Annotated in this window: 10 protein-coding genes; 1 reads left to right on the top strand and 9 read right to left on the bottom strand. The window is 32.2% G+C overall.

Annotation, left to right across the window (positions count from 1 at the left end):
* The first annotated feature begins 181 nt into the window (after positions 1-181).
* The gene (locus INR78_RS09750) at positions 182-1,582 is read left to right on the top strand and encodes a fasciclin domain-containing protein (protein WP_223076365.1); all 1,401 of its coding nucleotides are present in this window, start codon (positions 182-184) and stop codon (positions 1,580-1,582) included.
* A 70-nt stretch (positions 1,583-1,652) separates the two neighbouring features.
* On the opposite strand, the gene INR78_RS09745 is transcribed toward INR78_RS09750, so the two are convergent.
* The 9 genes from INR78_RS09745 to bshC all read right to left on the bottom strand — a co-directional run bounded on the left by INR78_RS09745 (position 1,653) and on the right by bshC (position 13,742).
* Entirely contained in the window at positions 1,653-2,369 is a 717-nt protein-coding gene (locus INR78_RS09745) for a toxin-antitoxin system YwqK family antitoxin (RefSeq protein ID WP_223076364.1), read from the bottom strand.
* Between the two features lie 200 nt (positions 2,370-2,569).
* A complete protein-coding gene (gene yidC / locus INR78_RS09740; RefSeq protein ID WP_223076363.1) occupies positions 2,570-4,477 on the bottom strand; it encodes a membrane protein insertase YidC in 1,908 nt (635 codons plus the stop codon).
* Between the two features lie 101 nt (positions 4,478-4,578).
* Positions 4,579-6,195 carry a CTP synthase gene (locus tag INR78_RS09735; RefSeq protein WP_223076362.1) on the bottom strand — a complete coding sequence of 539 codons (1,617 nt, stop codon included), beginning with the start codon at positions 6,193-6,195 and terminating at the stop codon, positions 4,579-4,581.
* Between the two features lie 63 nt (positions 6,196-6,258).
* Positions 6,259-6,489 carry a DUF3820 family protein gene (locus INR78_RS09730; protein WP_027880082.1) on the bottom strand — a complete coding sequence of 77 codons (231 nt, stop codon included), beginning with the start codon at positions 6,487-6,489 and terminating at the stop codon, positions 6,259-6,261.
* On the bottom strand, positions 6,489-7,031 hold the full coding sequence (locus INR78_RS09725; protein ID WP_223076361.1) for a DUF922 domain-containing protein: 543 nt from the start codon (positions 7,029-7,031) through the stop codon (positions 6,489-6,491). Before INR78_RS09725 ends, INR78_RS09730 begins: the two co-directional genes overlap by 1 nt.
* A gap of 29 nt (positions 7,032-7,060) precedes the next feature.
* Positions 7,061-9,004 (bottom strand): LysM peptidoglycan-binding domain-containing protein, encoded by a 1,944-nt coding sequence (locus INR78_RS09720; RefSeq protein WP_223076360.1) that lies wholly within the window; start codon positions 9,002-9,004, stop codon positions 7,061-7,063.
* Positions 9,005-9,147: 143 nt separating this feature from the next.
* The gene (gene guaA / locus INR78_RS09715) at positions 9,148-10,683 is read right to left on the bottom strand and encodes a glutamine-hydrolyzing GMP synthase (RefSeq protein WP_223076359.1); all 1,536 of its coding nucleotides are present in this window, start codon (positions 10,681-10,683) and stop codon (positions 9,148-9,150) included.
* A 79-nt stretch (positions 10,684-10,762) separates the two neighbouring features.
* Entirely contained in the window at positions 10,763-12,136 is a 1,374-nt protein-coding gene (locus INR78_RS09710) for an aminotransferase class V-fold PLP-dependent enzyme (RefSeq protein WP_223076358.1), read from the bottom strand.
* The gene (gene bshC, locus INR78_RS09705) at positions 12,129-13,742 is read right to left on the bottom strand and encodes a bacillithiol biosynthesis cysteine-adding enzyme BshC (RefSeq protein WP_223076357.1); all 1,614 of its coding nucleotides are present in this window, start codon (positions 13,740-13,742) and stop codon (positions 12,129-12,131) included. The genes INR78_RS09710 and bshC overlap by 8 nt, the downstream gene beginning before the upstream one ends.
* Positions 13,743-13,763 lie beyond the last annotated feature (21 nt).

The raw sequence follows: 13,763 nt of genomic DNA, 5'->3' as shown, positions 1-13,763 counted from the left end.
TTTTTTGGATTGCAAAGATACGTCATTTTTTAAACTCATATTAAATCAATAAGACCTTATTATCACTAATTCAAACACCTAAAAAACAGTAAGTTAAAAAGTTTAACAAAATATTAGACATATTCTGTTTAAACTTTCTTTAGATTTGTTAAACAAAATTTACAAACCAATAAAAATTGCTATGAAAAATTTAAAACTCTTATCGTTGTTATTATTAACAATTATCGTTTTCTGGTCATGTAGTGATGACGATGACGGAACTATTATTATTGATGAACAACCTCTAAACATTGTAGAATTAGCACAGTCTAATCCTAATTTATCAAGTTTAGTTGATGCTGTTGTTGAAGCTAATCTAGCTGCAACACTTAGTGGACCGGGACCTTTTACTGTTTTAGCACCTACAGACGAAGCTTTTGCAGAATTTTTGTCTGATAACGGTTGGACTACTGTACAAGACATACCTGACGAAGCGTTAACACAAACACTACTTAACCACGTTATTTCTGGAACTGTAACATCTACAGATTTAACTGGTATGGGTAGAGGTTATACTAATACTTTAGCTGATGGTCCTTCTAACAATAAAATTAGCCTTCTGTTTGATACAAATAACGGTGTTGTTTTTAATAATGGTGCAGAAGTTACAGTTGCAGATGTTGAAGCATCTAATGGAATTGTTCATGTTGTTGATAAAGTAATTACGTTACCTACAGTTGTTGATCATGCTGTTAATAACACAAATTATTCTAATCTTGTTGCTGCTTTAGGAGTTGCAGATGGAGACTTAGTTAATGTATTATCAGGGACAGGACCTTTTACTGTCTTAGCTCCAGATGATACAGCATTTGCAACATTTTTAGATGGTGCGGCTCTTGCCGATGTTGATACAGCTGTATTATCTCAAGTTTTATTAAATCATGTTATTAGCGGAGCAATCACTTCTACTGATTTAGTAGCTTTAGGAGAAGGTTATTCTAATACAAACGCTTCAGGACCTAACATGAATAACTTAAGCATCTACTTTAGCACTTCTAATGGTGTTATGTTTAATGGTGCGTCTACAGTAGAAACAGCAGATATTGTAGGTACAAACGGAATTATTCACACAGTAGACACTGTAATTGATTTACCTACTATAGCAACATTTGCTACTACTAACCCAGCTTTATCTAATCTAGTAGCAGCTTTACAATATGCAGATACAGGTATGCCAACCGTACCATACATAAACACTGTTTCTGATGCAGAAGCTGGTCCTTTTACAGTTTTTGCTCCTACAGATAATGCTTTTGGAAATTTATTAACCGAATTAAATGTGTCTGCTTTAACAGATATACAAACATCTACTGTTGATGCTGTTCTAACTTACCACATTGTAAATGGTAATATACAGTCTTCTATGTTAACTAGCGGAACTGTTACTACACTAGGAGGAAATATTACAGCAGACGCTACAAACTTTACTTTAACAGATGCTAATGGAAGAGTAAGTGATATAGTTACTAGCTTAGTTGACATACAAGCAGTAAATGGAGTTGTTCACGTAATTGACAATAACGTTATTTTACCGCCACAATAGTTTTTAGATGATTGATGTTAAGTTGAATAAATTGAAACAAACAGTTTATTCTTAAAAAAAAACGCCTTAATTAAGGCGTTTTTTTATTGTTCTTATATGGATTTTTACTGCGTCTAGTAAAATCGTTTTCTTCAATAAGCTTTCCGTCTTTGTAAGTTTTCCAGATACCATGTCTGTAATCATTTTGGTATTGTCCTTCTAATATTAAGCTTCCTTTTTCGTCATAAGATTTGTAAGCACCATGTAACATATTGTCCTTATAAGTATATTCTCTAATTAAAACGCCTTCTCCAGAAAACCATTGCGATAATCCATCTAGTTTTCCGTTTTTGTAGTTTGCTTTTTCTGCCACATTTCCGTTAAGGTAAAATGTTGTTCTTAAGCCTTCTAATTCTCCTTTATTATTATAAAATTCTGAAGTCATTAATTGATCACTATTTTTATGATAGTATAACCATTTACCTACATAAGTTTTTCCTCGCATTGCACCTTCACTAACCTTGTTTCCTGTAGATGTATAAAATACAACTTGAGCAATGTCTGAATCTTTTTTAAACGTACGTGTTGCTGCTAAAACAGCTTTATTCTCAAGATTTTGGTAAAATTTAAACACACCAACTTCTTTACCATGTTCAAATTGTCCTTCGTATCTTAATACTTCTGTACCTTCAAAGTTTTTTTTCCATTTTCCGTGACGTTTACCATTACTATCAAATTGATTAAGCTGTTGTGCAAACATTACTGTTGCAGATAATGTAAATATGAAAAAAGTTAATATGTATTTCATTTTTAATATTGTTTCGCTTTCGCTGAAATTGAATTAATCTTATTAGTTGTTAACGTACTATAGTCTGTTTTTGTTATAACAAAAAAGCTGCCAAATTTAATTTATTTTTTTGACAGCTTTTAGTTTTATAAGTTATCGATATTATTTAAAATTAGTTTTAGCCAACTGCTTAATTAATTTTAAATTACTCGAACTAACGTTTATTTACGTTTCTTCTTTTGTTGCTCTTGCATTTGTTTTTGCTTTTCAGCCTGCTCCATCATTTCTTTCATCTTTCTTTGAAATTTACTTTCCTTTTTAGGCTGAGCTTTTTTCACTTGGATATTAGCATGGATTTTGTCTTCATCTAAAATAAAATTCTTGATGACTAATAAAATACCAATACTAATTAAGTTAGAAATGAAGTAGTACAAACTTAAACCAGATGCATATTGGTTAAAGAAAATAAGCATCATAATTGGTGCAAAGTAAATCATGTACTTCATCATCTTTGTCATGTCTGGCATACCTTCTTGTTGTGGTGCAGACATTTGGTTTTGCCCAGTAGTTAACTTCATGTAGAAGAAAATAGCAATTGCCGCCAAAATCGGGAATAAACTTACGTGATCACCATATAATGGAATGTTAAAAGGTAATTCTGCTATTACATCATACGATGATAAATCGTCTGCCCATAAAAACTTTTTCTGTCTTAAAGCAAATGCTGTTGGGAAAAACATAAACAAGGCGTAAAACACTGGCATTTGGATTAATGCTGGTAAACAACCTGCTAATGGACTTGCTCCTGCTTTACTTTGAAGCGCCATAGTTTCTTGTTGCGCTTTTAACTTGTTGTCTTTGTACTTCTCTCGAATAGCTTCTAATTCTGGCTTTAAAATTTTCATTTTCATTTGTGATAAATACTGTTTGTATTGCACAAAAGACATGGCTAATTTGATTAAAACCGTCATTACAATAATTGCTATTCCGTAAGGTAAGAAGCTACTTAAACCACTAAATAATGGAATGAATAAAAACTTGTTAATCCATCCAAAAATTCCCCATCCAAATGGTATACTTTCTACAATATTCCCTTCGTATTGTTTAAGGATTTGACTATCTGTAGGACCGTAATATAATTTTAAATTACTGTTTAAGTTTGCTCCGCTTAACGGTAAATCTAATTTTGTTGAAAATTGCTTTGTGTAAATAGAATCTACTTCTTCGTCTTCTACTAGATTTTTAGAACGTAATGCAACATTATTAAAAGGTTGATCTGCTACTAGAATTGTGCTAAAAAAGTGCTGTCTGTAACTTAACCATTCTAGCTCGTCTACAGTTTCATCATCATCACTCATTTGTGATAATTTATCTACATCACCATCGTTTTGGTAAGTTAAACGTGTGTATCTGTTCTCGTAAGAAATACTTTGGTCGTGTCTGTATAATTTTTGAGACCAATCTAAAGTAATTGGGTTAGATGTATTAATATCTGTCTCTATACCTTGAGATTTTATGGTAAAATCTACCATGTACTCGTTTGGCTTAATAACGTAATTGTATTCTAAAAACTTATTTTGAGCAGTTTTTAACTTCATAGACACAATAGTGTTGGCTCCACTTTTTGTAACTGTTGGTTGAAAGTATAAATCTTTAGTATTTAAAGTACGGTTATCTGTTGTTTGAAATTGAAGATTAAATACCGAATTACCGTCTTTTACGATGTAAATTGGCACAGAATCAAAATCTACAAATTGTTTTAATCTTACTTCTGAAAGATGTCCTCCTTTTGTATTAAATTTTAAATCTAAAACTTCGTTTTGAACATTAATTTCTTTTTCTGAAGATGTTGCTGTTGCTACAGAATAAGCAAATGCACCTATTTTAGATTGTAATGCAGCTACTTGTGCAGAATCTTTTGCTTCTGTAAAATCTGTTTCTGTTACTACTTTTGTGTCTTCTTTTTCAGCTTCGGCTTTTTTCTGAGCCTCTATTTGCGCTTGCTTCTCTGCCTCTTGCGCTTTTAATTCTTCTTCAGATGGTGCATTTTGCCACATCATGAATAGTAAAATTCCGAAAATTAAAATAAATCCAATAATCGAATTAATGTCTAGTTTTTTTTCTTCCATTCTGTTCTTCAGTTTAAGACCTGCCAAATTTAATAAAATCTAGCAGGTCTAAAATTTTGGTCAAATATACGACCACTTTTTATTTTAATGTCAAAGTGACACTATTTTGTGTTATGATGTTTTAAGCTAGCTTTTACAAATGCCACAAATAATGGATGTGGATTTGCAACTGTACTTTTATATTCTGGATGATACTGTACAGCAACAAACCAAGGATGGCTTGGGTTTTCGACAATTTCGACCAACTTAGTTTCTGGATTATAACCTGTAGTTTTTAATCCAGCAGCTTCAATTTTTTCTTTATAATCGCTGTTAAACTCGTATCTATGTCTATGACGCTCTTTTATATCTTGAGATTGATACACATCGTATGCAATAGATTCTTTTTCTATGTGGCAATCCCAAGCACCAAGACGCATTGTTCCGCCCATATCGGTGATATTTTTTTGATCTTCCATAATGTCTATTACTGGATTAGATGTTTTAGGATCCATCTCTGTTGAGTTAGCATCTTTTAATCCTAGTACGTTACGACAAAACTCTATTACAGCCATTTGCATACCTAAACAAATCCCTAAAAACGGAATGTTATTTTCTCTTACAAATTTAATAGCGTCTATTTTTCCTTCTATACCACGTTCTCCAAAACCTGGAGCAACTAATACACCATCAAGATGAGATAATTTCATCTTAATATTGTCTTCGTTTAGATATTCTGAGTGTATAGATTCTACATTTACTTTAACTTCATTTTCTGCTCCTGCATGAATAAAAGCTTCTAAAATAGATTTATAAGAATCTTGTAACTCTACATACTTACCTATTAATCCTATTGTAATTTCTGATTTTGGATTTTTATGAAGTTGTAAAAACTTATTCCATTTTGTTAAATCTGGCACATCACTTTTTAAGGCTAGCTTTTTAAGAACAACCTTATCTAAACCTTGATCCAACATTAAATTAGGCACATCATATATTGTAGATGCATCTATAGATTGTATGATTGCTTCTTCACGAACGTTACAGAATAAAGCTAACTTTCGTCTTAAATCACTTGGTAATTCGTGCTCTGTACGACATACCAATATGTCTGCTTGTACACCGCTTTCCATTAAAGTCTTAACACTATGCTGTGTTGGCTTTGTTTTAAGCTCTCCTGCTGCAGATAAAAAAGGAACTAATGTTAAATGTATTACAATTGCATTGTTTTCGCCTAAATCCCATTTTAATTGTCTTACTGCTTCTACATAAGGTAAAGACTCTATGTCACCAACAGTTCCTCCTATTTCTGTAATTACTATATCGTAGTCTCCAGAATTACCTAAAATCTGAATTCGATGTTTAATCTCGTCTGTAATATGAGGTACTACTTGTACGGTTTTACCCAAAAATTCGCCACGACGTTCGCGTTCTATTACGTTTTGGTAAATACGACCAGTAGTTACATTATTAGCTTGGCTTGTTGGTACATTTAAAAAACGTTCGTAGTGACCAAGATCTAAATCGGTCTCTGCACCATCATCGGTTACATAGCATTCGCCATGCTCGTATGGGTTTAAAGTTCCTGGATCTACGTTAATGTAAGGATCTAATTTTTGAATTGTTGTCTTATAACCTTGCGCCTGAAGTAACTTGGCTAGAGATGCTGCGATTATACCTTTTCCTAATGAAGAAGTTACACCTCCGGTTACAAATATGTACTTAGTTTTAGTTGTCATGTTGCGTTGTTAACGCGGGCAAATTTACAATTTTTAGTTGAAAACTTAGGATGAATTTAGGATTTATTTTGAGTATCTTTTCTGAATCTCTCGTACCAAATATTCTAATCCATTTACTTTTAATGTATAAACAGTTTCTAGCATTTGTCCTAATTTATTTTTTGGAAAACCTTTATTATAATACCAAACTACATAATGTTCTGGCAGGTCTATTAAATACCTGTCTTTATACTTACCAAAAGGCATTTTAGTGTGTGCCAATTTTATAAGAAAGTCTTTGTCTGGCTCTAGCACTAAGATTTAGATTTAAATTTTTCTAAAGTTTTTAATTGTTTGGCAACACTTTCTTGCCATTTGATTTGTGCTTCGGTATTAATAGAATGGTTGGTTTCTTCATCATAAGAATTTTGCATTAAAGATAATTGCTTATTAATACTTTGATGTAGTTGGTTTAACTGATTATCTAAGTCTAAACTTGGCTTTAATTTGGCTATTTGTTGTCTAAATAATCTGGCATGTAATTCTGTAATATCAAAATGAAGTTGTTCATGTCTCAAAATATTATCATCTACCATTTCTTTTTTACACCACGAATGCTCTGGATAAAAATAAGCTTTAACCAATGTTTTAAAACTATGCACCTTATTTGATGTTTTCTTTATAGAATAGCTAAAAGTAATCCCTGAAGCTGTGATAGCTACAGCATCTGTTTGATTATTTGGTGCACCTTTAAAATCTGACCAAGTTAATTTGTAATTTTCATCCCAAGAAACTTCTTCTATAACATCGCTATGAAATAGAATAAACAAACTTAATATTGAAATAAATTTTAACATAACCAATTAACGCTAAGTTAATTAAAAAATTACTCGGTTACTTCTACTATTTTTAAATCACTGTATTTTACTAAGTAAACAGCATCATTGTAATAACCGCCAAATAACTTTTTCTTGTAAGCAAACTTATTTTCTACATAGGTTGTTAAAGGGTATTGGTTTACAGACATATATAAATCTTCTGATGTAACTAAACGTAACACTACATCCATAGTTATATCAAAGCCTCTTGTTGCATAACTATTTGGTAATTCATTATAAGTACTTTTGTAGCGTTTTGCGAAACTGTTGTTTTCGTCTTCGTTAAAAGATGTTTTAATATCTGAATACGTAAAGCTAAGATTAGATAAATGCGTGTTTCTTACTTCTTCATCCTCAAACGCTTTATCCATTTTTGTAGTAGTTAAAATTATATCTTTACCTGTTACAATTTTTGAATTTAAAAGACTTGAAACATTAGATACAAAACCTGGATTGTCTGTTTCTAAAAACACCACATTTTTCCCTGGTTTTAACACGTTAATTATATCTTGATCTAATACATAATACGCATCTTTTCCAGTTTTTCTTTCTGTTCTTGAAGATAAAACTGATGCTCTTATAAACTCTCTTTTTAATTTATCACTAATAGATTTATGTTTTTTATCTGAAATAATAATAACATGTGCTGTTGAGTCTTTTTTAAAGTAATTAATTATAGCGTCTTCTAACATATCTTCAGATGGTCTTGACTGAAAAACATTGTCTCCTAAATTTACCGTTTTTGTTAATGGTGAAACTACGGGTATTTTTTGATTGTTTAATTGTGAAGCTACTGTGTTAAAATTATCTTTCATCATTGGTCCAATGACTGCGCTAGTTTCTAAAAAATCATTTCTTCTTAAAATTGAAGCCACTTCGCTTTCTCTATTTTGCGTATCAAACACATCAACTTTTAGGTTTACTCCTAATTCTTGTAAAGAATCTAACGCTACTTTTACACCTGTATAAAAATCTAAAGACACACTTAAATATCTATCTGTTTCGATTTGTTTTTTGGTGTCGTAAATAGAATCTGTATTTACCTTATTTAAACCAAAAGGAAGCATGATTGCTATCTTTTTAGTTTCAGGATTTATATTACTTTTTGTTAAATCTACTTTTCCTGCATTTGTAGTCATGCTACTTACAACACCTTCTATTGTCGAGTTACTTCCTTTAAAAGGTATTTTTAAAACCATACCTTCTTTTAGTCCAGTTTCTTCTAGTTCAGGGTTTAATTTTTCAAGATCTTCTTGGGTTAACCCAGTTTTTAATTTAATACGATAAAAACCTTCTTTTGGCAAAACTGTATAGTAGCTATACTTTTCATCTACTTCTTTTATGGTTTCAGCTTCTTTGTTTGGTACATTTACAACATCACCTGGTTGTAAAACATCATTCATTTCAGGATTTAAATCTTCAAGTTCTTGTACCGTAATTCCGTATTTATAAGCAATACGCCATTTTCCTTCTTTTGGTTGGACGGTATATGTTGTTAAAGGCGATTTAGTCTCAACAACTTCTTTTACAATTTTATATTCTGGAATTTTTATACGGTCGCCTTTACGTAAATTGTTAGCATACAATTCTGGATTGTGCTTTTTAATGTCTTCTTGCGTTACATTATATTCTTTAGATAAACTGTAAAGCGTTTCTTTTCGTTTTACTTTATGAGTTTTAAACCCTAACAGCGTTTTTGTTTCTTTTGTTGTGGTTTTTGGTTCTTTTACAACTACACCTTGCTTTGGTATTATTAAAACAGAACTTACTTTTAACCCTTTTCTTGCATCAGGATTTAAGGCTAAAACAGAAGATTTTGAGACGTTGTATTGCTTTGCTATCTGCTCTAAAGTTTCTCCTGCTTGGACTTTATGGGTTTTGTAATTTTGCGCTTTCGCGGAAGCACAGCTAAAGACCATTAATAAGCCTAAAATATATAGTAATTTTCTCATATCTAATTATACGTTGTAAAAGTGCGTTAGGGATTGAACGGTTTGTTTGAGCTCTCCCAACTTTTGTTGGGAAGCGAGTAGTGAAAGCCCGACCCTTGTGGTAACGCCACTAATTTTATTAGATTTCTTTTTACAAAGAAATTTTATTCCCACTCTATTGTTGCTGGTGGTTTACTACTAATGTCGTAAACTACTCTATTAACGCCTTTTACTTTATTTATTATATCGTTACTTGTTTTTTGTAAAAACTCGTATGGTAAATTTACCCAATCTGCAGTCATACCGTCTGTACTTTCTACAGCACGTAATGCTACGCATTTTTCGTAAGTACGCTCATCTCCCATTACTCCTACACTGTTTACTGGAAGCAACATGGCGCCTGCTTGCCATACTTTGTCATACAATCCTGCTTGTTTTAATCCGTTGATAAAGATGGCATCTACTTCTTGTAAGATACGAACTTTTTCTGCTGTTACGTCTCCTAAAATTCTGATAGCTAAACCTGGACCTGGAAATGGATGACGACCTAAAAGGTTTTTATCCATACCCATTGATGCACCAACACGTCTTACTTCGTCTTTAAACAATTCTTTTAATGGTTCTACAACTTTAAGTTTCATAAAGTCTGGTAATCCTCCAACGTTATGATGACTTTTTATTGTTGCACTTGGTCCGCCTGTTGCACTAACACTTTCTATCACATCTGGATAAATTGTACCTTGTGCTAACCATTTTACGTCTTCTATTAAATGAGCTTCGTCATCAAAAACTTCGATAAATACACGTCCAATAGCCTTACGTTTTTTTTCTGGATCACTTTCATCTTTTAAGGCATCCAAAAAGCGTGCCGAAGCATCTACACCTTTTACGTTTAAGCCCATTCCTTTGTATTGTTCTAATACGTCTGAAAATTCGTTTTTACGTAATAATCCATTATTTACAAAGATGCAATATAGGTTTTTACCTATTGCTTTGTGTAAAAGCATTGCTGCTACAGATGAATCTACACCACCTGATAATCCTAAAACTACTTTATCGTTACCTAACTTTGTTTTTAAATCTTCTACAGTTTCTTCTATAAAAGCATTTGGTGTCCAATCTGGATTAACTTTAGCTATTTTTACTAAGAAATTTTCTAGCAGTAATTTTCCGTCTGTTGAGTGATATACTTCTGGATGAAATTGAATAGCATAAGTTGTTTCATTTTCTATTTTATAAGCTGCGTTTTGCACATCGTGTGTACTTGCTAAAAGCACACCATTTTCTGGCAAAATCTTGATTGTATCACTATGACTCATCCAAACTTGACTACCAATATGTATGCCTTCTAAAAATGTTTCGTTTTCTTCAACGTAACTTAAGTTTGCTCTACCGTATTCTCTGGTATTTGATTCTGCTACTTCGCCACCAGAAAAATGTGCTAAATACTGTGCACCGTAGCATACCGCTAACATTGGTTTTTTACCTCTTATATCTGATAAGTCAGGATGATATGCATCTTCTGATCTTACAGACATTGGGCTACCAGAAAGTATTACCGCTTTGTAGTCTTCTAAGTTGTTTGGAATCTTGTTAAATGGGTGTATTTCGGAATAGATGTTAAGCTCTCTAACTCTGCGCGCAATTAGTTGTGTGTATTGCGATCCGAAATCTAAAATAAGTACTTTGTCGTGTTGCATGCACAAAAATAATAATTGCGTTGAAAATTACTATTTATGTGATATTAAATTTCAACTTATTTTTTAACAAAACTATCAACTAAAGCATCGATTCTAATATTGCTTTTATATCTTGTTCTGTAGTATCTGGATTTATAAAGCAGAAACGTGAGACGGTTTCAAAAGTATCACCTGTTTTCCATTTTGTAGGAGTGACTAATGCAAAACCTTTATCGTGGTTTGTAAATGTCCAATTACGATAGTCTTCTGGTTGCCAACCTTTTCTTCTATACAATACACATGATAAACTTGGTTCTCTAACTAACTCTACATGATCATAATCTTCAATCATTTTACCTGCTATATTAGCTAATTCTATACCACGTTCTACAGCTTCTTTATATCTATCGGTACCATGTGTAGCCAAACTAAACCAAAGTGGCAAACCTCTAACACGACGCGTTAATTGTATTTGATAATCTGTTGGGTTGAATCCATGCGCACCTTCATCTTTAAAAATTTCCAAGTAAGAACCTTCTTGAGAATGTGCTTTTTTTGCTAATTCTGGTTGTTTGTAGATTACTGCTCCACAATCATACGGAGAAAACATCCATTTATGAGGATCTATTGTGATACTATCTGCATGTTCAATTCCGTTAAATAAGTGTCTTACAGAATCTGCCACCAAAGCGCCTCCACCATATGCAGCATCTACATGAAACCATAACTTTTCTTTTTGACAGATATCTGCAATTGCGCTTAAATTATCAATAATACCCGCATTTGTTGTACCACCAGTTGCAACAACTGCAAATAAGCGTTGACGTTGGTGCTGGGTTAAGCTGTTAATCGTATTTTGCAAAGCGTCTCCTTCTAAACGGTCTTCAGTATCTACCAATAATACATCTACATCCACAACTTTCGCCATAGCTTTTATTGAAGAATGCGCACCAATAGAGGTTATAATTAGTCCTTTTTCGTTTTTATTTTGCTCATTTAGGCTTCTCCAATATTCGCGTGCAGTTACTATTGCAGATAAATTCGCTGCAGTACCGCCACTTGTAAATACCCCAAACGCTCCTTCTGGTAAACCGGTTAAGGATACAATCCACTTCATAGCTTCATTTTCACAAAAAATACCTCCTGCACCTTCCATCCAATACGCACCATGAATGCTTGATGCTGATGTTACTAAATCAAACATTACTGCAGCTCTTGTTGGTGATGCTGGTACAAAAGCTAAATGACGTGGATGATCAATTTTTACATTAGCATGCATTAAATGTTTTTTCCACATGTTAAATGCGATTTCGCCTCCAATTCCTTTTTCTGTAATAGTTTCTCCTACTAAAGCTTTTAAAGTTTCAGCTTTTTGAGGTTTACCGATAACATCTTCTGTTTTAGAAATTCGGTCTATTGTGTATTTCATGACGTCTAGCGTCATTTCTACTAAATCTATATCTATCTTATGCATTATCTTGTAATTGAAGAACTAAAAATTCGCTTTTTAAAGGCTCTAAATTATTAATTAATTGTGGTATTAAACTATCTCCATACTCTAAATAAAATTGGGAAAAGTTTACGCTACGCTCTTGTAAACTTTGATTTGGAAATAGTCGATTTTGTAAATCTGTAATGCGCTGTACATGGTCTTTTAACTTTCTTTTTTGTGCGGTAAGCAGACGTTTTTCTAGATGTTCTAAACCTTTTATTTGCTTACGTCTTTGCGCGTCTACTGCGCCAATAAAGGATTTATCGGTTTGTTCAGCCAATGTATATAAATCTTCAAACTGCTGTTTTAAATGCTTTATTTGTGGTGAAAAATTGATATCTATATTTGAAATTTCGCGTACACGTTTGTTTATGAATGTATCACGCTTTAAAAATAATGAAGCATTATTAATATTCAGTTTGTCTAGTTTTTTGGCTTGCCTTTCGGTTTTTAACAGTACCGAATTACGCAATAGAAGCATTGGAAAAACGACATTGTTTGCCTTAAAATTTTCTTTTAATTGGAACCAATAGGCTAATTCTCCGCCACCACCAATGTAACACAGATTTGGTAAAATAACTTCTTGATATAACGGACGTAAAATTACATTTGGACTAAAACGTTCTGGGTGATTTTTAATTTCTTCTTTAATTTCAGGAGTTGTCCACGTAATATTTGTGTTTAATACGCTATAAGTTTCATCTTCAAAAACAATACGTTCTCTTAGGTTTTCGCCTATATAAAACAGGTTAATTTCTCTTGGATTTACTTGTATTTTATAGTTTTCTGACGTTTTTTCAATTTCAGCATTGGTCTGCATCACTTTATTAAAAGACGTTTGCTCTACAAGTTCTTTTTCTATATAAGGAACAAATAATTGCTTTAATTTTTTGTGATTGGCATCAACAATTACTAATCCATAATCTTTAAAAAGTTGATTTGCTAAAAACAAGGTTGCTTCGGCTAAATTACTGTGTTTTAAATAGGCTTTTTCAAACCATTGCTTTAGTTTATTTGCATTATTACCAAGTCCTAACTCTTGAGAGAATACCTCTAAAACATCTTGTAAACCTTCTGTAGATAATTCGCCAACTGCACCTGATGCCTTTTTATTCCATCTTATTTTTTTTCCGTTGAAATTAAAATAGTTAATTTCTTCAAAATCATGATCTTCGGTCGCCATCCAATAAACCGGAACAAAATTATACTCTGGATAGGTTGCTTTTAAATTTTTAGTAAGATTTATGGTTGAAATAATTTTATATAAAAAATATAAAGGACCTGTAAACAAGTTAAGTTGATGTCCTGTAGTTACCGTAAACGTGTTGTCTTTACGCAATGCTTCAATATTGTTTAAAGTTTGTAACGACGCATCAAAAGATTGATATTGTTCTATTAAAGTCTCTGCAAGAACCTTTCTATTTTCTAAAGGAAATGACGCTTTCTTTTCTTCAATTTGAAACTTAAAATTTTTAAGATTAGGAAAACGATTATAAAATGGTTTTAACTCTTCTTTTTCTGAAAGGTAATCGGTTATTAAAGTAGAAAAATATCCTGTGTCTTTAAATGGAATACAGTCTGTTGGCATAAGTAAAAAATTCTACTACAA

The sequence above is a fragment of the Mesoflavibacter sp. SCSIO 43206 genome, assembly GCF_019904215.1.
GTDB classification, from domain to species: Bacteria; Bacteroidota; Bacteroidia; order Flavobacteriales; family Flavobacteriaceae; genus Mesoflavibacter; species Mesoflavibacter zeaxanthinifaciens.
The sequence above is the reverse complement of the archived record's forward strand: the minus strand, read 5'-3'. Positions and strand labels throughout refer to the sequence as shown.